We start from the raw sequence: 18,199 nt of genomic DNA, 5'->3' as shown, positions 1-18,199 counted from the left end.
CTTCCCGAAAACTCATTCCTGTCCTATTATTCTCCCGTCATTGGCACTTTTAGGGTGAACACTCCCATGCTTCTTGAAGTCTTTTGTGAAGACCGTCTCGGTCTGACTCGTGAATTGCTCGATTTGCTGGTGCTGCGCGGCATTGATCTACGTGGTATCGATATTGACCCTATAGGCCGAATTTACCTCAATTTTGCCGAACTGGAGTTCGCCACGTTCAGCAGCCTGATGGCAGAGATCCGCCGTATCGCCGGCGTGACAGACGTGCGCACCGTGTCGTGGATGCCGTCTGAGCGTGAACACCTGGCGCTCAGCGCGCTGCTGGTGGCGATGCCGGAGCCGGTGCTGTCGCTGGATACCAAAGGCAGGGTGGAACTGGCCAACCCCGCCAGCTGCCTGCTGTTTGGCCAAAGCCAGGCGAAGCTGCGCAACCATCCGGTGGCCCAGTTGATCGCCGATTTTAACGTTCAGCGCTGGCTGGAGAGCAGCCCGCAGGAGACGCATGCGGAGCATGTGGTGGTGAATGGACAGAACTATCTGCTGGAAGTGACCCCGGTCTATCTGGAAGGGGAGCATAACGAACGGGTGCTGACCGGCGCCGTAGCGATGCTGCGCTCAACCGTGCGCATGGGACGCCAGCTGCAGACCATGACCAGCCAGGACACCAGCGCCTTCAGCCAGATCCTCGCGGTGGGGCCGAAAATGCGCCACGTGGTGGAGCAAGCGCGCAAGCTGGCGATGCTCAGCGCGCCGCTGCTGATTGTCGGCGACACCGGCACCGGCAAAGATCTGCTGGCCCATGCCTGCCATCTGGCCAGCCCGCGGGCGGGCAAACCTTATCTGGCGCTCAACTGCGGCTCCATTCCCGAGGACGCGGTCGAGAGCGAGCTGTTTGGCGACGCGCTGCAGGGTAAGAAGGGCTTCTTCGAGCAGGCCAACGGCGGCTCGGTGCTGCTGGATGAAATTGGCGAGATGTCGCCGCGAATGCAGACTAAGCTGCTGCGCTTCCTCAACGACGGCACCTTCCGCCGAGTTGGCGAGGATCATGAAGTGCACGTCGATGTGCGGGTGATCTGCGCGACGCAGAAAAACCTGGTCGAACTGGTGCAGAAAGGGCTGTTCCGCGAAGATCTCTACTATCGCCTCAACGTCCTGACGCTGTATCTGCCGCCGCTGCGCGACTGCCCGCAGGACATTATGCCGCTGACGGAGCTGTTCGTGGCCCGCTTTGCTGATGAGCAGGGCGTCCCGCGGCCGAAGCTCTCCGCCGATCTCAGTACGGTGCTCACCCGCTACAGCTGGCCCGGCAACGTTCGCCAGTTGAAGAATGCTGTCTATCGCGCGCTGACCCAACTGGAGGGATTTGAGCTGCGTCCACAGGACATTCTGCTGCCGGACCATGACGTCGCGTCGCTGCCGGTGGGCGAGGAGGCCATGGAAGGGTCGCTGGACGACATCACCCGGCGCTTTGAGCGCTCGGTGCTGACCCAGCTCTATCGCAGCTACCCCAGCACCCGTAAGCTGGCGAAGCGGCTGGGGGTGTCGCATACCGCCATCGCCAATAAACTGCGTGAATATGGTCTGAGTCAGAAAAAGGGCGACGAATAATCCCGCCAGGCCGGCGACCCACGTCGCCGGCATTCGGCCTGCAAAGCGGGCCAAACCTGTATATACTGGTTTTTTAATCCTTTTTCCGGGGTGGTGCATCTTGGCGTCGCGTCGCGCGATCGGGCACTGGCTGACATTGCTGCTGCTCTCTGTTCTCTTTTCCTCGCTGCTGTTACGCCTTCATTTGCCGGCAGCGCTACTGCTGGGGCCGCTGATCGCCGGTCTCATTTTGAGCCTGCGCGGGGTGAAGCTGAGCATCCCTCGTCCCTGTTATCTGGCGGCGCAGGCCATCGTCGGCTGCATGATCGCCCGGGCGATTAATCCCTCTGTTTTTGGCGTGCTGTTCAACAACTGGGCGCTGGTGCTGGCGATCCTGTTGACCACCCTGGCGATTAGCGGCCTCACCGGCTGGTTGCTGGTTCGCTACAGCGCGCTGCCGGGCGCCACCGGCGCCTGGGGAAGCTCTCCCGGCGGCGCGTCGGCAATGGTGGTGATGGCCCAGGAGTACGGGGCCGATGTGCGGCTGGTGGCGCTGATGCAGTATCTGCGGGTGCTGTTTGTCGTCGGCGCGGCGGCGCTGGTGGTGCGCTATGCGTTGGGCAATGAAGCGCAGGAAATGACTCAGGATATTGTCTGGTTTCCATCGTTGACCCTGAATTTCCCTTTCACGCTGCTGCTGACGGCGCTAGCCTGTTGGCTGGGCATGCGGCTGCGCATCCCCTCCGGGGCCATGCTGTTGCCGATGCTGCTCGGCGCGCTGGTCCAGGGCAGCGGCTGGATGATGCTGGAGCTGCCGGAGTGGCTGCTGGCGATGGCCTATGCGGTGCTGGGCTGGACGGTGGGGCTGCAGTTTAATAAAGCCATTTTTCTGCTGGCGCTGAAGACGCTGCCGCAGATTATCGCCTCTATTATTGGGCTGATCCTGATGTGCGCCCTGATGGCCCTTGCCCTGACCCACATTCTGCAGATGGACTTTATGACCGCCTATCTGGCCACCAGCCCTGGCGGCCTGGACACGGTGGCGATTATCGCCGCCGGCACCCGGGCGGATATGTCGTTCATTATGGCGCTACAGACGTTGCGGCTGTTTACCATTTTACTGACCGGCCCGGCGATGGCGCGGGCTATCTCCCGCTATGCGCCACGGCAATAAAAAAGCCCCCGCAGAGCGGGGGCTGAGTACATAGATTGTCCGCGGGCGTGATGCGCCCGGGCACGCTGTTATCAGGCTTTCAGGGCGGCCAGCGCGGCGTCGTAGTCCGGCTCTTCGGTGATTTCATTCACCAGCTGGCTGTAGACGACCTGATCATTTTCATCGATAACGACCACGGCGCGAGCGGCCAGGCCAGCCAGCGGACCGGCGGCGATGGCGACACCGTAGTCAGCGAGGAACGACGCACCGCGCAGCGTGGAAAGGGTCACCACGTTGCTCAGGCCTTCCGCGCCGCAGAAGCGGGACTGGGCGAACGGCAGGTCAGCGGAAATGCACAGCACCACAGTGTTGTCCAGTTCAGCGGCCAGCTGGTTGAATTTACGCACTGATGCGGCACACACGCCGGTATCAATGCTCGGGAAAATATTCAGTACTTTACGTTTGCCGGCGTACTGGCTCAGCGCGACGTCAGAGAGATCTTTGGCGACCAGCGTAAACGGCTGCGCTTTAGCGCCTGCCTGCGGAATGGTGCCCTGAACAGAAACGGGGTTGCCCTGGAAATGCACGGTTTGTGACATGGTTATCTTCCTGTTTACATATAGTTAACGTCACGAGTAGTGTATGACATCCGCCAGCTACACGGCAAACCCTATTTAACATTGACCAGAGAGGACAAGGGAATGCGCAACGTGCGAGTGTATGAGGAAGCCTGGCCGCTACATACCCCTTTTGTGATCGCCCGCGGCAGCCGCAGCGAGGCAAAAGTGGTGGTGGTGGAACTGGAGGAGGACGGTGTGAAAGGGGTGGGCGAATGCACGCCTTATCCCCGCTATGGCGAGAGCATCGCTTCGGTCATGGCCCAGGTGATGGCGATCGGCGAGCAGCTGGAAGCGGGCCTCACCCGCGAACAGCTGCAGCGGCTGCTGCCGGCAGGCGCCGCGCGCAATGCCGTTGACTGCGCGCTGTGGGATCTGCAGGCGCGGCGCGAAGGCAAAACCTTGTCCCAGTTGCTGGGCGTGGCGTTGCCCAACCGGGTGATCACCGCCCAAACGGTGGTCATTGGTACGGCGGATCAGATGGCGGCCAGCGCCGCGGCGCTGTGGCAGAAAGGTGCCCAGCTGTTGAAAGTGAAGCTTGACGACCGGCTGATCAGCGAGCGGTTAATCGCTATCCGTCAGGCGGCGCCGGAGGCTACGCTGATTGTCGACGCCAATGAATCCTGGCACAGCGAGGGGCTGGCGGCGCGCTGTCAGCTGCTGGCGGACCTCGGCGTGGCGATGCTCGAGCAGCCGCTCCCGGCTGACGCCGATGCGGCGCTGGAAAACTTCGTTCATCCGTTACCGATTTGCGCCGACGAGAGCTGCCATACCCGGGAGAGCCTGCCGCGGCTGCGCGGGCGCTATGAGATGGTCAATATCAAACTGGATAAAACGGGCGGTCTGACCGAAGCGCTGGCTCTGGCCGGAGAGGCGGAACGGCAGGGATTTGAACGGATGCTGGGCTGTATGCTCTGTACCTCGCGCGGGATCGCCGCCGCGCTCCCTCTGGCGCCGCTGGCGTGCTTCGCTGACCTCGACGGCCCGACATGGCTGGCGGTGGACGTTGAGCCGGCGCTGCGGTTCAGCACCGGCGTGCTTCATCTTTAAGCCTGCCAGCGCAGCAGGTCGGTCATCGCCGGCAGGTAACGCTCCGTTGCCTCGTCGGCGGAGACCGGTGGGAACTCGGCGGTGATGCAGGGGAGTCCGATATCAGCGCACCAACTGCCAAAGGAGCCCGGCGTGTCGTAGCCCACGCTGCCCACCAGCGGCAGGGAGAAGGCGTCGGCCAGCCAGTGCCCCAGCGGGCTGTGGCCCGGGTCTTCGATACAGGCCAGCGGATCGTGAAAGGAGACCACCCACGCCGGATGGATCTGGTGGATCAACTGACACAGGGCCTGGGTCTCCCGCTCCGAACCCGGCTGCTCGCCGGTCAACAGCACCACGTCGCGTTCCTCTGCCGCGCTGTTCCAGCGATAAACCGTTTCCCCTTGTTTCCAGTTAGCGGCCGGAAAGTTACGGTTGAGGTCAACGCCGCGGGCATTGGCACGCAGCCCGAGCTGACAGCCGTCAGGGTTGACCGTTAGCACCACGTGGTGACGGCGCAGCTCGGGTTTCAGAGTGCGCAGGGCGCAGGAGAGGGTCACAATCGACGAATTTTCATCACCGTGGGTGCCGGCAATAATCAGGCCGCTACGGCTGTCGGCCTGCGGCGCAGGAAACCACAGCAGCGGCGCGCCCAGTTCCGAGCTGCCGTACTGCCGGGTTCCCGGCGGAAAGTCGCCGCGCTGCGGACGAGGACGTGAAATAGACATAGGGCTTCCTGTGTGTCGTTATTATTCAGTGTTGGCGAAAAGCGCGTCGGGATCAAACCCATTCCCTGAGGCGTGAAATCCGACGACACATCAATTTTCTATCATATGTCGTTTGCAATTTCAGGTGATGAAACAAATAATTATCGCTCTGTTGGCGGTATTTTTTTCATTTTAAAGGGGATCTTATGAAGTATCCTGTCGCTTTGACATGCGGCGCGCTGTGGTTAGCCAGCGTATCTTCTTTAGCCTGGGCGGCGGACGTACCGCCGGGCACGGTACTGGCGGAAAAACAGCTGTTAGTACGCCATATCAAAGATGAACCCGCCTCGTTAGATCCCGCCAAAGCGGTGGGCCTGCCGGAAATCCAGGTGATCCGCGATCTGTTTGAAGGTTTAGTCAATCAGGATGCGAAAGGCAACCTGGTTCCAGGCGTGGCGACCCGCTGGCAGAGCAACGATAACCGCGTCTGGACCTTTACCCTGCGCGATGACGCGCGCTGGTCCGACGGCACGCCGGTTACCGCCGAGGATTTCGTCTATAGCTGGCAGCGTCTGGTGGATCCGAAAACCACTTCGCCGTTCGCCTGGTTCGCGGCGCTGGCGGGGATCGCCAACGCGCAGAACATTATCGACGGCAAAGCCGCGCCGGAGACCCTGGGGGTTACCGCCGTCGACGCCCACACTCTGCGGGTGCAGCTGGATAAACCACTGCCGTGGTTCAGCAACCTGACCGCCAGCTTTGCCTTCTACCCGGTACAGAAGGCGAATGTCGACAGCGGCGCGAACTGGACGCGGCCCGGCAGCCTGGTGGGCAACGGCGCCTATGTTCTGAAAGATCGCGTGGTCAATGAAAAGCTGGTGGTGGTGCCGAACACGCACTACTGGGATAACGCCAAAACGGTGATCCAGCAGGTCACCTTTGTGCCGATCAACCAGGAGTCCGCCGCCACCAAGCGCTATCTCGCTGGCGATATCGATATCACCGAATCTTTCCCGAAAAATATGTATCAGAAACTGCTGAAGGATATTCCGGGGCAGGTATATACCCCGCCGCAGCTGGGTACCTACTATTACGCTTTCAATACCCAAAAGGGGCCGACGGCGGACGAGCGGGTGCGACTGGCGCTGAGCATGACCATCGATCGCCGGGTGATGGCGGAGAAAGTACTGGGAACCGGGGAAAAACCGGCCTGGCGTTTCACGCCGGACGTGACGGCGGGCTTCACCCCCCAGCCGTCGCAGTTTGAGAGTATGAGTCAGGCCGAACTTAATGCCCAGGCGAAAGCCCTGCTGGCTGCCGCCGGCTATGGCCCGAATCGTCCGCTGAAGCTGACGCTGCTGTATAACACCTCTGAGAATCACCAGAAGATTGCCATCGCGGTGGCGTCGATGTGGAAGAAAAACCTCGGCGTGGAAGTGAAGTTGCAAAACCAGGAGTGGAAAACCTATATCGACAGCCGTAACACCGGCAATTTCGACGTGATCCGCGCTTCGTGGGTAGGGGACTACAACGAGCCGTCCACCTTCCTGTCGCTGCTGACCTCCACCCACAGCGGAAATATCTCGCGCTTTAACGATCCGGCGTACGACAAAATCCTCGCCCAGGCGGCGGTGGAGAATTCGGCCAAAGCGCGTAACGACGATTACAACGCGGCGGAGAAGATCATTATGGTCAAAGCGCCGATTGCGCCGATCTACCAGTACACTAACGGCCGGCTGATTAAGCCGTGGCTGAAAGGCTACCCGATCACCAACCCGGAAGATGTGGCCTACAGTCGTACCATGTATATCGTGAAGCACTAACCGGTCGTGGTTGCCTGACAATGTCAGGCAACCCTTGCTACGCCGGTAGCGAAAAGCCCATCAGGTCTGCCGAAGAGGAGTAATACCGAGCTGTTGCCTCCTCCATCACGCTCGTAAGCAGTTCGTTAACCTTTATCTTATGTCCGGGCAAATTTCGCCGCGCTTTGGCAATAATTTCCCCATCGCTAAGCGGCCGCTCGGCGCTGCCGAGGGGTTTGTAGCGTTCCTGCACTGCACATTCACCACGGCTGTTTGTGACCACAACGCGCGCGCCAGGCTGGCGTGCCGGACCATTCATTCGTTGTGTAAATTCAGGCGTGACAGTGGCCGTGACTTTATCCGCCAGCGCCAGCAAGGCGGGGTTTTGCATATTGTCTTCTGTATACCAGTCGGCACCAGGTGGCAGGCCAGCGGCGATCGCTGCCAGCGTCCACGGCAGGCTGAACTGCGCGTCGGTCACCGTTTGCGGCCGATAATCCATCATATCATTGACCAGGCGGGGGAAGCTTTGTACCTCAATGGTGCGGAGATCCGCAACAGACCAGCCGGTCTGCTGCATGATGCCCTCCATGCATTCCAGCGCGCAGGCCAGCCAGCGGCAGGCGGGATATCGCTTAAAGCTACCGTAGCCAGCGTACCAGTGACTGCCGAGCTCATCGGTCAACCTGTCTGGCGCGAACTGGTCGGAGCCAATCATCCGCCAGAAACCCTGTTCGCCATCGAGTACATCAAGGCTGCCGCTGAGGCCTTGCTGCGCCATGATCACCGCCTGCACGGCGGCTTGCGCGGCGGGCGCCACGGCATCTTTGAGCGACAACAGCGGCCGTTGTCGCCAGTTATACTGGTGCAGGCTGGGGAGCGGTGTTAACGCGGCGGCCAGGCCCACCGCGTGATGTAATTGCTCAGGGTTTAACCCCAACAACCGACCGGCCACCACGGCTGCGCCGATGGATTGATGCTGCGCCACGCCGTAGACCTGGCTGAAGCGTTCTGCCGAAGGCTGGATGGCGTGGATGAGCCGGTTATTCACCTCGAAACCGGCCGCCAGGGTGGTAATCAGCACGTCCTGAGCTACCGGCTCAGGATTGAGGTCAAGCGCAACCATCGCGGCGGCAACCAGTGTGGCCCCCGGATGGCCGAGCCCTTTGCCGTCGATCTCCACACCGTCATCGTGATCCAGGCCGTTTATCATGGCGGCGTTCGCGAACGCGGCCGCCAATGGGCTGAAACCGGACTCACCGAAGACGCTACAGTGACCGTTTCCGCCAAATAGCCGGGAGGCGCGTATCATCGGTTCGCTGACCCGGTGGCCACTGGCCGCCCAACCGCAGGCGAGGGCATCCAGTAAATGCAGTCGAATTTTGCGCCGAACGGGAGCCGGGATAGCTGGCGCAGATAAGGTACTGGCAAAATTGACCAGCTGGCGTGTTGCGGAAATAGTCATGGTTACTCAACGTTTGAAGTAGCGGCTGCGGATCCGGCGCTCGGCATAGCTTGCCAGCAGTGACAGCGGAAGAATGGTGGCGACGAAAAACAGCGCCACAAAAGTCAGTGTCTCCAGAGGGCGGAAGGTGGCGGTACTCAGCCGTTGCCCTTGATAGAGGATCTCACCCGTTGCGATATAACTCGCCAGCACGGAATTCTTAACCGACATCACGCACTGGCTGACAAACGCCGGTAAAATTCGCAAAAAGGCTACCGGCGCGGTAATGCGAACTAATACTTTCAGCGGTGACATCCCCACCGACAGGCCCGCTTCGACCAGACCATGATCGACCGATTGCATACCAGAACGAAATATTTCAGCGAAAAATACGCTGCCATATAACGAGATGGCGAGGACACAGGTCAGATACGAGGAGAGGGTCAGGCCGAACAAAATGGGCAGACAGTAGTAGGCCCAGACAATCAGCACCAGAGGGGGGATTGAACGCACAATCTCAATCAACCCCTGGGTGGGTAAGCGGATGACCGCCCTGGACGCGCCGCGCAACGGGGCCAGCAGCGCTCCGCCAAGAATGCTTAACGTGACTGAGGCCAGCACAATTTTAAAGGTGGTCAATATCCCTTCCAGCAAAACCGCGTGATATTGCCACAGTATTGAGAAATCCCAGTGATAAGACATTAGCGCAGCTCCTCTGCCGTTACGCCGGACAGCGTCATAAAGCGTCGGATAGGGGCATCGGGCGGCCGTGACCAGATCTCCTGCGGGGATGCTTCTTCCACCAGTTTGCCATTATCCATCAACAGCAGCCGACTACATACCTGCAGGGCAAAACGCATTTCATGGGTAACCACCAGCATGGTGGTGCCGCTGGCCGCCAGTTCGGAAATAACGGACAGCACCTCCCCGACAGATTCCGGATCGAGTGCGGAAGTCGGTTCGTCAAACAGGATCACTTGCGGCGCCATGGCCAGGGCGCGGGCGATAGATACCCGCTGCTGCTGACCGCCTGAAAGTTGAACCGGGAAGTCTCCGGCTTTTTCTTGCAGGCCCATACGCGTGAGCAGCGCCATGGCTTTTTCGATGGCTTTTTTACGCGGCAAGCCCAGGACCTGTACCGGACCTTCAATAATATTCTGCAATACACTGCGATGTGGCCACAGATTAAAGTGCTGGAATACCATTGTCATTGAGGCACGCTGGCGCGCTAATGTGCGCTGTGTGACCTGTTTTCTCTGCGCGCCGTGAAAGCCTATTTCTTCCTCACCCAGCCAAATATGCCCACTATCCGGGACTTCAAGCATGTTCAGGCAACGCAGCAGGGTGGATTTACCCGCGCCGCTGCGGCCAATGATGCCAATCACCTCCGAGGGACGAACCGCGAAGGAAACATCATCTATAATTTTATTACCTGAAAATGATTTGCTAAGCGCTTCAATTTTCAGTAACGGTAATAATGATTGTGGATTCATCAGAGTTATTTCGCTGGGTGAGTATATTTCTGCCATATTTTTTTCAGCGTGCCGTCTTTATCCAGCTGTTCGAGCCGTCCATTCAGCCACGCCTGTAATTCCGGTCGTTCTTTACGCAGGCCCATATTGGTTGCCTGTTCTTTGACCGGCTGTGGAATAATCATCGTGCCCTGATGACGCTTTTGAATATATTGCGCCATCTGGATATCGTTAGTGACGATGGCATCCGCGCGGCCGCTCTCCATCTGGAGCTGCATGTTGTCGCTATCGGGAACGATAATCCACTGGGCTTTGTCCAGTTGAGGCTGCAGCAGCGTGACGGCTGCCGAGCCATCAATCGCGCTGAGCCTGGTCTGCGAAGTGTTGATGGTGTCCCAGCGCTGATATTTCTGCGTCTCTTTTTCCAGAGTCAGGACGCCCATCTGGTGCGAGCCCATAGGGCGGGTAAAGTCGACGGCTTTGGCCCTTTCTGGCGTATTATTAAAACCACCTAAAATATCGAAGCGGTTGGACTGTAAACCCGCGACGGCGGTGCCCCATTGCGTATCAACGTATTCAATCTTGATATCGGTGTTTTTAAATATCGCCTGCACAACATCCGGAACCAGCCCGGTCCACTGGTTGGTCAGCAGATCTTTCTGATACCACGGCGGTGCGTTGACCGCACCGACGCGGATCACATGGTCTGGCAGAATCGTATTGATTTCTTCCCCGGCCTGAGCAGGAGACTGGGCTAAGAACATCCCCGGTATAAGCAACAATATCGACATGAAGCGTGACGTGAAAAATTTCATTTTATGCCCTCTGGTGAATATAATTATGGATTCTATAACCCTGAGTGCATATTTTTTAAATGCATAATCAGCATATCGTTATCAGGAAAATGGCAATGACACCCAAGCAACTCGAGGTCTTTATCAGTATCGTTCAGCTAGGTTCAGTGACAGCGGCAGCGGCGCAGCTGGCCATGTCGCAGCCTTCGGTGAGTAAAAGCCTGGCGCTTATCGAGCAGCAGATGGGGTTCAGCCTGTTTGAGCGCTATCAAGGGAAGATGCAGCCAACCGCGGAAGCCAGAGCGCTGTATAAAGAGGCGCTGCGCGTGCATCAGGACCGGCTTCGTTTTGAGCGTTTTGTTGATCACATCCGCCAGTATCGCGTTGGTCAGTTGCGGGTCTGTGCCACGCCTGCGCTGGCGCTGAATATATTGCCGCTGGCGGTGGCGCGTTTTCGGCAGAGCTTTCCGGATTATGGTGTGGTGGCGGATATGTGTCTCAACAATGAAATTGAGACGGCGGTTGAAGAAGGGCGTTACGATCTCGGTTTTCTGGTGAAACCCGGCTACGAACCAGAGGAGAACCCGTTGGCCATCTGCCGGGGCGAAATGGTGTGTGTGCTGCCCGAGCAGCATCCGCTGGCGCAGCAGACGGAAATCCATTGGCAGGATATCCCGACGCGCGACCTGGTGTATATCACGACCGACGCGCGGCTGGTTGCCATGATTGCCGAAGAGGTGCCGGCGTTCCGCCAGCGCCAGGTGGCGGCGGTAGAAACCAACCGCTACAGCATGGCGATTAATCTTGTCAGACACGGCAACAACAGTATGACTATTGTTGACAGTTTTTCTCTACAGGGCGTCGACACCAGCGGTCTGGCGGTGCGGCCGTTCCGTCATGCATTGCCGGTTTCTGTCGTCGCGGTGACGGATGGACATAGCACCCTGTCTCAGCCGGGCGAAGTGTTTGCGAAAGTGATGACGGAATTAATGGCTGAAACGTGAGATCAGCGTGAGGCTCTGTGGCTGGCCGCTCATGCAGATTCATCACTATTCTGCAACGCGAACTTTCACCCCAGTCACGGTGCGCTAACCCACCGGGAGTGGTGTCTGTGGTTTACCGCCAGGCCGCCTTCCAGTACTTTTGTTGAATAGTAGAGGGAAGGGAGCGGATCGATGCATCTGGATTTTCGCCAGTTACGCAATTTTGTGGCGCTAGTGGAGTACGGCAGTTTTAATCGTGCGGCGGAGGCGGTTTGCCTGTCGCAATCGGCGTTTAGCCGCAGCATTCAGGCGCTGGAGCAGAGTGTCGGTCATCCTTTATTCGACCGCCAGAGCAAGCTACCGACGCTCACGCTGCATGGGCAAAAGCTGCTGCCTTATGCGCGCCGTTTTCAGGAACTCAATATTGAGCTCAGCAGCCAGCTGCGTGAGGCGGACGATGCGCAAAATGGCGAGGTCGCTTTTGGCTGCGGCCCGGCTCCCGGCGCGAGGCTGATTCCGGCGGCCATCGGAGAGTTTCATCGTCTTTTGCCGCAGGCGAGGGTGCGTTTTCACATTGATAACTGGCTTGCTCTGCATCAGGCGCTTACCTCCCAGCACTATCCTTTTGTGGTCGCCGATAGCTGGCAGGCCGAGCTTGACCCGCAGTTACGCGTGCAGCCGCTTAGCCCACAACGCTGTTTCTTTGTCTGCCATGCCGAACATCCGCTGGCAAAACAGGGGACGATCTCGATTCAGGAGATGTTGCGCTACCCTTTTGCCGCCCCCTATTTGCCGCCGGGGGTACGCAAGGTACTGGCGACCCTCAGCCAGCAACAGGACTTTACGCCCGCGATCCAGTGCGACCATATTTACGCGCTGCTTTCCACTCTGGCGCAAACCCACGCGATAAGCTTCGCCAGCGAGGACGGCTTCGCGTTGTGCCAGCACAGCCATCGGCTGGTGAAACTGGAACTTAGCGATCTGCCAGATGAGTGGCGGCTAATGCAGACCCGGTTTGCCATTATCTCCCCGGTTCACGCGATTCAGCCGCCGCTGGTTGAGAGGCTGATTGAGATTATCCTCCATACCGACCGTCAGCATCAGCTTCAGCTGCTGGCGCATGAGGAGAGGGATTAACCGGCGTTTTTCGCCTCACCTTTGGCATCGTACGGTGGCCAGCGGTTTTCCAGTTGCTGCGTTTTCAGCGCCTGCTCGACAAACTGGCCGTCCACCCACTGCTTAACGTCAAAAGCGCTGCGGATCAGACGACCCGATTTAGCCTGCTCGACGCTACTGCTGAAGCTGCCGGTCAGGAACGGGTCAATACGCGGTGAGGTGGTAAAGTTCAGATCTTGTGGCTGCAGCGCTTCCAGAAATAACGCCTTGGGGATCTGGCTTTGCTGCGCCATCTCGGCAGACCAGGCGTCTCGATTAGCCGGATCGCTGATTTCAGCGGCATTCTTCACCAGCACATTAACGATCTGCTGAGTCGCCTGCGGCCAGGTCTCGATAAACGTCTGCGTGCCGAGGAACCCCGCCTGAGTGGTGTTCTGGCGGCCTGAATCGCCGCTTTTAACCACCACATCAATTTTGTCGCCGCGTAGCGCCAGCAGGGAGACGCCTCCCCATACCGCATCGACGCGACCGGCCGCCAGCGCCGCTTTACCCGCGTTCCAGTCAAGGTTGATGACCTGCAAACTGCGCTCATTGAGGCCGGCGGATTGCAGCGCCCGGTCAAAGGCCAGCTGGTCCGCCGTACCGCGATAGACCGCCACCCGTTTGCCTTTCAGGTCGGCCAGCGTTTTAATACCCGAGGCTTTGGTTACCGCGAGCCAGGATTCCGAGCCGCGGCTGCCCAGAAGCAGGCGTGTCGGCAGACCATTGGCCTTACCGATAATCGCCGCCAGATCGCCGAGGTAAACAAAATCAAGCTGTCGGTTGGCTAACGCTTCATTCACCGCCGGGCCTGCCCCCTTGAAAAACTGCCACTGCACTTCCACACCCTGCGGTTTAAACACCTCTTCCAGCTGATGGCGGATAAACGCCATGCCGACCGGCCCCTCAATAAAAGGTTGACTGCCGGCGCTCTGATCCGGCACGCCGATGCGAATGGTTCGTAGCGTCTCGGTCTGGGCGTTTGCCGCCAGACCGATGACCGCGACCAATGCCAGCAAGGTGCGGCTAAAAAATGCTTTCATCATAACGTATTGCTCCCTTGAGTTTTTTTCTCACCCTAAAGAGCCGGCGGGCCGTGTGTTAAATGCTTTTATTCGCCAAGCATGGGTGAAAAAAAGCTAAATCAGACGCCGCGTGCCCGCCAGGCTGAAATGCATTCGATGCATCGGGATTATTCGCCTTACGCAATAGCGGGGCAGCGTGAGTCACGTTTTCATAGCGGCATCACTTTCCGATGAGTGGACCGATATGTCGCAGATGATCTTAAGAACCGATGCCCCTGGCAGGCCGGGTTTCCGGCTTAACGGCTGGCCGTGGCTGCTGCCAGCGCTACTGTTGTTGCTGTGGTACATCGCCGCCCGCGAGGGATGGATGCCCGCGCAAATTTTGCCCGCCCCGTCGGTGGTTGCCGATACCGCGTTGTCGCTGCTGAGCGGCGATCTGCTGGCGCAGTGGGGATTTAGTCTCCAGCATCTGGCGCTTGGCCTGCTGCTGGGCGCCATCGCCGGCACGCTGCTCGGGGCGCTGTTTGGCCTGGTGCCAGCGGCCGCGCAGCGGGTGGAACCACTGTTCTACGCGCTGGCGCAAATTCCGACGCTCGGTTGGATCCCGCTATTGATGGTGCTGTTCGGGATTGATAACGGCCTCAAGCTGGCGGTTATCGTGAAAACCACTGTGGTGCCGATGACCATCAACACTCAGCAGGCGGTAGCCAGCGTGCCGCAGACCCTGAGCGAAGCCGGCAGGGTGATGAACTTCTCCCGCTGGCAGCGGCTGCGCTGGCTGGTGATCCCGGCAAGCCTGCCGGGCTGGTTTACCGGTCTGCGTCTGGCGCTTTCGCAGGCCTGGGTATCGCTTATCGTTGTCGAGCTGTTGGCTTCTTCCGAAGGTATTGGCTACCTGATGGTCTGGGGCCGCCAGCTGTTTCAACTGGATATCGTCTTTGTCACCATCGCGGTGGTTGGCCTGAGCGGCATGCTGATGGAGTGGGCGGCGAATCGGGCCTGTTCCCGACTGGTGTTCTGGCCGCAGCCAGCCGCCGGACGCCTGGCGTGGAAACCGCAGGCCAGCTGGCGGGCGTTACCGCTGCCGATAGTCCTGCTGGCGCTGTGGCAGCTGGCCAGCCAGTGGGGCTGGATTGATAGCGGATTATTCTCTTCGCCGCTGGCGGTGGCGGCACGATTTGTTCAGGGGATCCTGAGCGGAGAGCTGAGCGCCGCGATGCTGGCCAGTCTGGGGAGAGCGGTTGTCGGCGGCGCGCTGGGGATTGCCGGCGGTTTGCTCTGCGGACTGCTGCTGGCGCTGCGCCCACGCGCCGGACAAATTTTTACCCCCACGCTTAACGTGCTGCGCCATATTGCTCTGTTTGCCTGGCTGCCGCTGCTGACGGCATGGGTGGGTAACGATAACGGCGGCAAAATCGTCTTTATCGCGCTGGCGTCGTTCTTTCCTATGTTCTTCAGCACTCTGCAGGCGGTGCTTCAGCGAAACCCGCAACTCGATGAAGTCGCCAGGGTGCTGCGGCTGGGCGAATTCGCGCGCCTGCGCCGGGTCATTCTTCCCGGTGCCGCGCCGGGGATCTTTGCCGGTCTGCGGCTGGCGCTGATTTACGCCTGGCTTGGCAATATCGGCGCGGAATATTTCATGTCCTCCGGCGTCGGGATCGGTAGCCTGATGATCAATGCCCAGCAGCTGCTGGATATGCCCACTATTCTCTGCGGCATGGTGCTGGTCGGTATCACCGGCGCGGCGCTGGATAAAGCCGGACGTTTACTGGAAATGCGCGCCACCCGCTGGCGTCAACAGGAGCAGTTATGACCTCTTCAACTCTGGTCTCTTTTCGCCACGTGCGTAAATCCTGGCAACAGGTGACGGCGCTACAGAATTTCAACCTGGATATCGCCGCCGGTGAACTGGTCGCGCTGGTGGGCAGCAGCGGCTGCGGTAAATCGACGCTGCTACGGATGCTGGTGGGCCTTGAGTCTGCCACCCAGGGGGATATTTGTATTAACGGCGAGCCGGTCACCGGCGTGGGCAAAGAGCGCGGCATTGTGTTTCAGGAGCCGCGCCTGTTCCCGTGGCTTAACGTGCTCGACAACGTGATGCTCGGCCTGGCAGATGAAAAGCTCACCCGGGCGACGAAGCGCCAGCGGGCACTGGAGATGCTGGCGCGCGTGCAGCTCAGCGAGTTCGCCAGCGCGCTGCCCGCGCAGCTTTCCGGCGGCATGGCCCAGCGGGTGGCTATTGCCCGCGGTCTGGTGGCCCGCCCGCAGATCCTGATGCTCGATGAGCCTTTCGGCGCGCTGGATGCCCTGACGCGTCACACCCTGCAGCAGGAACTTTTACAGATCCACCAAAGCGCGGGAACCACCACGTTACTGGTGACGCACGATGTTGAAGAGGCCGTCGCCCTGGCCGATCGCGTCGTCGTGCTCTCCCCGCGTCCGGGGCGGATACGAGAAATCGTGAACCTGGCGCTGCCTCATCCGCGCCAGCGTGATGATGACTCGTTTACCGCCGCCTGCCGCCACATTCGCAACCTGATTACTTCTGTCTGATTTTATTATTTAAGGAGCAACATATGGGACATCCTTCCGTTTACCCGACCAGCGCCACACTTTATGATCCGCAGCGCGCCTGGAGCGGCTACACCCTTTTCCAGGCCACCGAACACGGCGCGGTACTGGTGGATATGAATGGTCACGTGGTGCGGGAATGGCCTGAACTGCATGGGTTTCCCAACAAAATTCTGCCCGGCGGCGCCATCCTTGGCCACAGCGGCGAGCGCGACCCGCGCTATGGCATGCAGGATATGCTCGATCTGATCCAGGTGGACTGGGAGGGCAACGTGACCTGGAAATTCGACCGCTACGAACAGGTCAGCGACCCCGGCAATGAAACGCGCTGGATGGCGCGCGCTCATCACGACTATCAGCGAGCGGGTAACCCGGTCGGCTACTACGCGCCGGGGCTGGAGCCGCAGGTCGATGGCGGCAATACCCTGATCCTCGCCCACACCAATCTGGTGAATGAAGCGATCTCCGACAAGCTGCTGCTGGACGACACCATTATTGAAGTCGACTGGCAGGGCAATGTGGTCTGGGAGTGGCGCTGCAGCGACCATTTTCATGAGCTGGGCTTCGACGATGCGGCGCGCACCGCGCTGTACAATAACCCGAATATGCGCGCCAGCGGCTGCGGAATGGGCGACTGGATGCATATCAACTCGATGTCGGCGCTGGGGCCGAATAAATGGTATGACGCCGGCGATGCGCGCTTTCATCCCGACAACATTATCTGGGACGCCCGCGAATCCAATATTATCGCCATTATCGATAAGCAGAGCGGCAAAATAGTCTGGCAGCTCGGCCCGGACTACAGCAAACCGGAGCTGAAGCACATCGGCTGGATCATCGGCCAGCATCATGCGCATATGATCCCGCAGGGGCTGCCGGGGGCGGGCAATATCCTGATTTTCGACAACGGCGGTTGGGCCGGATACGGTGCGCCTAACCCGGCATCGGCGGATGGGGTGAAAAACGCCTGGCGCGATTATTCTCGGATCCTTGAGATCAACCCGCTGACCCTCGATATTGAGTGGCGCTACTCGCCTTATGAAGCGGACCTGCCGCAACCGACTGATTCATACCGCTTCTACAGTCCGTATATCAGCAATATGCAGCGCCTGGAAAATGGCAATACGTTGATTAACGAAGGTTCGAACGGCCGCATTTTTGAAGTGACCCGCGATCACGACATTGTCTGGGAATACATTTCGCCGTTCTGGGGTAAGACGCTGAATAATAATATGGTTTACCGCGCCTACCGCATTCCTTACGCGTGGATCCCGCAGCTTGCGCAACCGCAGGAGACGCCGATTGCGGCAGTTGATGTCCGCACTCTGCGTCAGCCGGGCGCGGCGGCGGCGGGCCCGGCGCAGAGCGTGGTGCGCGTGGCGGGCGTACAGCCGTACAGTAAAAGCGCCGATGCGCTGTGCGTCGCAACCGATAACGATACTCTGCGCCGCAGTCCGAAGCTGTTCCGCGTTGCGGAAAGCGCATTCCGGCCGATAAGCGCGGCGAGTGAACTGGAGGGTGAACGACCCATGCTGCTGTTCGTTGGCGCGGAGCGCTGTGTGCACTGCCGTAAACTCTGGCAGCTACTGGCCCATGAAAAACTCAGCCAGCGGATTGCTCAGTTTGAAACGCGCTATCTGGATGCCGACCTGCATCAGGAACTGGCCAGCGACCTCGGCGTACGCGGCCTGCCGACGCTGCTGTTGATAACATCGGGGCAGCCGATATCGCGCGCACCGACGCAATACTCAGTGGCAAGTCTGCTCAACTGGTTGAACAGTGTCAGTCTGTGATGCTGCCCGGGTAAGAGGATAACTGTGGCGCTGCGGCTTGCAGCGCCAGTTTCTCCCTCTCTCCCTCTCT

General features: G+C 59.4%; 17 protein-coding genes. 10 read left to right on the top strand and 7 right to left on the bottom strand.

The genetic code is table 11. The features are described from left to right. Positions 1-66: 66 nt before the first annotated feature. Positions 67-1,608, top strand: coding sequence for a transcriptional regulator TyrR (gene tyrR / locus HMPREF3096_RS08415; RefSeq protein WP_070544388.1), 1,542 nt, complete (start codon positions 67-69; stop codon positions 1,606-1,608). A 100-nt stretch (positions 1,609-1,708) separates the two neighbouring features. Continuing rightward, positions 1,709-2,761: an AbrB family transcriptional regulator gene (locus tag HMPREF3096_RS08410; protein ID WP_032730153.1), complete on the top strand. Its 1,053-nt coding sequence runs from the start codon at positions 1,709-1,711 to the stop codon at positions 2,759-2,761. Positions 2,762-2,832: 71 nt separating this feature from the next. Here the strand turns inward: HMPREF3096_RS08410 and tpx are convergent, their stop codons facing one another. Next, positions 2,833-3,339, bottom strand: a complete 507-nt coding sequence (gene tpx / locus HMPREF3096_RS08405) for a thiol peroxidase (RefSeq protein WP_008805229.1) — start codon at positions 3,337-3,339, stop codon at positions 2,833-2,835. A gap of 102 nt (positions 3,340-3,441) precedes the next feature. Here tpx and ycjG point away from each other — a divergent pair, with 102 nt between their 5' ends. Beyond that, positions 3,442-4,407 (top strand): L-Ala-D/L-Glu epimerase, encoded by a 966-nt coding sequence (gene ycjG, locus HMPREF3096_RS08400; RefSeq protein WP_032730154.1) that lies wholly within the window; start codon positions 3,442-3,444, stop codon positions 4,405-4,407. On the opposite strand, the gene mpaA is transcribed toward ycjG, so the two are convergent. Then, positions 4,404-5,111 (bottom strand): murein tripeptide amidase MpaA, encoded by a 708-nt coding sequence (gene mpaA, locus HMPREF3096_RS08395; protein WP_008805227.1) that lies wholly within the window; start codon positions 5,109-5,111, stop codon positions 4,404-4,406. The genes ycjG and mpaA overlap by 4 nt on opposite strands. A 72-nt stretch (positions 5,112-5,183) precedes the next feature. Here mpaA and HMPREF3096_RS30825 point away from each other — a divergent pair, with 72 nt between their 5' ends. Continuing rightward, a complete protein-coding gene (locus HMPREF3096_RS30825) occupies positions 5,184-5,300 on the top strand; it encodes a hypothetical protein (RefSeq protein ID WP_012542015.1) in 117 nt (38 codons plus the stop codon). Then, positions 5,297-6,913 carry a peptide ABC transporter substrate-binding protein gene (locus HMPREF3096_RS08390; RefSeq protein ID WP_022066380.1) on the top strand — a complete coding sequence of 539 codons (1,617 nt, stop codon included), beginning with the start codon at positions 5,297-5,299 and terminating at the stop codon, positions 6,911-6,913. Before HMPREF3096_RS30825 ends, HMPREF3096_RS08390 begins: the two co-directional genes overlap by 4 nt. A 37-nt stretch (positions 6,914-6,950) precedes the next feature. On the opposite strand, the gene HMPREF3096_RS08385 is transcribed toward HMPREF3096_RS08390, so the two are convergent. From HMPREF3096_RS08385 to HMPREF3096_RS08370, 4 genes are read right to left on the bottom strand one after another with little or no spacing between them, the layout of a single operon-like run. Next, positions 6,951-8,357 (bottom strand): MmgE/PrpD family protein, encoded by a 1,407-nt coding sequence (locus HMPREF3096_RS08385; protein WP_032730155.1) that lies wholly within the window; start codon positions 8,355-8,357, stop codon positions 6,951-6,953. Positions 8,358-8,363: 6 nt separating this feature from the next. Continuing rightward, complete coding sequence (locus HMPREF3096_RS08380; protein ID WP_012542012.1) at positions 8,364-9,038, bottom strand: amino acid ABC transporter permease; 675 nt, start codon at positions 9,036-9,038, stop codon at positions 8,364-8,366. Then, positions 9,038-9,829: an amino acid ABC transporter ATP-binding protein gene (locus HMPREF3096_RS08375; RefSeq protein ID WP_008805223.1), complete on the bottom strand. Its 792-nt coding sequence runs from the start codon at positions 9,827-9,829 to the stop codon at positions 9,038-9,040. The genes HMPREF3096_RS08380 and HMPREF3096_RS08375 overlap by 1 nt, the downstream gene beginning before the upstream one ends. Before the next feature lie 5 nt (positions 9,830-9,834). Further along, complete coding sequence (locus HMPREF3096_RS08370; RefSeq protein WP_016160850.1) at positions 9,835-10,623, bottom strand: substrate-binding periplasmic protein; 789 nt, start codon at positions 10,621-10,623, stop codon at positions 9,835-9,837. A gap of 95 nt (positions 10,624-10,718) precedes the next feature. Here HMPREF3096_RS08370 and HMPREF3096_RS08365 point away from each other — a divergent pair, with 95 nt between their 5' ends. Together HMPREF3096_RS08365 and HMPREF3096_RS08360 are read left to right on the top strand one after the other, a co-directional pair. Beyond that, on the top strand, positions 10,719-11,606 hold the full coding sequence (locus HMPREF3096_RS08365; RefSeq protein ID WP_016160851.1) for a LysR family transcriptional regulator: 888 nt from the start codon (positions 10,719-10,721) through the stop codon (positions 11,604-11,606). Between the two features lie 171 nt (positions 11,607-11,777). Next, entirely contained in the window at positions 11,778-12,722 is a 945-nt protein-coding gene (locus HMPREF3096_RS08360; RefSeq protein ID WP_032730156.1) for a LysR family transcriptional regulator, read from the top strand. Here the strand turns inward: HMPREF3096_RS08360 and HMPREF3096_RS08355 are convergent. Next, entirely contained in the window at positions 12,719-13,786 is a 1,068-nt protein-coding gene (locus HMPREF3096_RS08355) for an ABC transporter substrate-binding protein (RefSeq protein WP_032730157.1), read from the bottom strand. The two genes, HMPREF3096_RS08360 and HMPREF3096_RS08355, sit on opposite strands and share 4 nt — an antisense overlap. Before the next feature lie 223 nt (positions 13,787-14,009). Between HMPREF3096_RS08355 and HMPREF3096_RS08350 the strand changes: the two genes are divergently transcribed. The 3 genes from HMPREF3096_RS08350 to HMPREF3096_RS08340 are packed head-to-tail and all read left to right on the top strand — an operon-like array spanning position 14,010 to position 18,129. After that, positions 14,010-15,578, top strand: coding sequence for an ABC transporter permease (locus HMPREF3096_RS08350; protein WP_012542007.1), 1,569 nt, complete (start codon positions 14,010-14,012; stop codon positions 15,576-15,578). Continuing rightward, positions 15,575-16,318 (top strand): ABC transporter ATP-binding protein, encoded by a 744-nt coding sequence (locus HMPREF3096_RS08345; protein ID WP_008805217.1) that lies wholly within the window; start codon positions 15,575-15,577, stop codon positions 16,316-16,318. Before HMPREF3096_RS08350 ends, HMPREF3096_RS08345 begins: the two co-directional genes overlap by 4 nt. A 23-nt stretch (positions 16,319-16,341) precedes the next feature. Beyond that, entirely contained in the window at positions 16,342-18,129 is a 1,788-nt protein-coding gene (locus HMPREF3096_RS08340) for an aryl-sulfate sulfotransferase (RefSeq protein WP_032730158.1), read from the top strand. Positions 18,130-18,199 lie beyond the last annotated feature (70 nt).

The organism is Klebsiella sp. HMSC25G12 (assembly GCF_001807705.1).
GTDB classification, from domain to species: Bacteria; Pseudomonadota; Gammaproteobacteria; order Enterobacterales; family Enterobacteriaceae; genus Klebsiella; species Klebsiella variicola.
This window is presented reverse-complemented; position numbering and strand designations above follow the sequence as displayed.

Coding starts and splice junctions, on each gene's coding strand:
- HMPREF3096_RS08365 (WP_016160851.1), top strand. CDS start 10,719: ATGACACCCAAGCAACTCGAGGTCTTTATCAGTATCGTTCAGCTAGGT.
- HMPREF3096_RS08340 (WP_032730158.1), top strand. CDS start 16,342: ATGGGACATCCTTCCGTTTACCCGACCAGCGCCACACTTTATGATCCG.
- mpaA (WP_008805227.1), bottom strand. CDS start 5,111: ATGTCTATTTCACGTCCTCGTCCGCAGCGCGGCGACTTTCCGCCGGGA.
- ycjG (WP_032730154.1), top strand. CDS start 3,442: ATGCGCAACGTGCGAGTGTATGAGGAAGCCTGGCCGCTACATACCCCT.
- HMPREF3096_RS08350 (WP_012542007.1), top strand. CDS start 14,010: ATGTCGCAGATGATCTTAAGAACCGATGCCCCTGGCAGGCCGGGTTTC.
- HMPREF3096_RS08390 (WP_022066380.1), top strand. CDS start 5,297: ATGAAGTATCCTGTCGCTTTGACATGCGGCGCGCTGTGGTTAGCCAGC.
- tpx (WP_008805229.1), bottom strand. CDS start 3,339: ATGTCACAAACCGTGCATTTCCAGGGCAACCCCGTTTCTGTTCAGGGC.
- HMPREF3096_RS08385 (WP_032730155.1), bottom strand. CDS start 8,357: ATGACTATTTCCGCAACACGCCAGCTGGTCAATTTTGCCAGTACCTTA.
- HMPREF3096_RS08355 (WP_032730157.1), bottom strand. CDS start 13,786: ATGATGAAAGCATTTTTTAGCCGCACCTTGCTGGCATTGGTCGCGGTC.
- HMPREF3096_RS08345 (WP_008805217.1), top strand. CDS start 15,575: ATGACCTCTTCAACTCTGGTCTCTTTTCGCCACGTGCGTAAATCCTGG.
- HMPREF3096_RS08375 (WP_008805223.1), bottom strand. CDS start 9,829: ATGAATCCACAATCATTATTACCGTTACTGAAAATTGAAGCGCTTAGC.
- HMPREF3096_RS08360 (WP_032730156.1), top strand. CDS start 11,778: ATGCATCTGGATTTTCGCCAGTTACGCAATTTTGTGGCGCTAGTGGAG.
- HMPREF3096_RS08380 (WP_012542012.1), bottom strand. CDS start 9,038: ATGTCTTATCACTGGGATTTCTCAATACTGTGGCAATATCACGCGGTT.
- HMPREF3096_RS08370 (WP_016160850.1), bottom strand. CDS start 10,623: ATGAAATTTTTCACGTCACGCTTCATGTCGATATTGTTGCTTATACCG.
- tyrR (WP_070544388.1), top strand. CDS start 67: ATGCTTCTTGAAGTCTTTTGTGAAGACCGTCTCGGTCTGACTCGTGAA.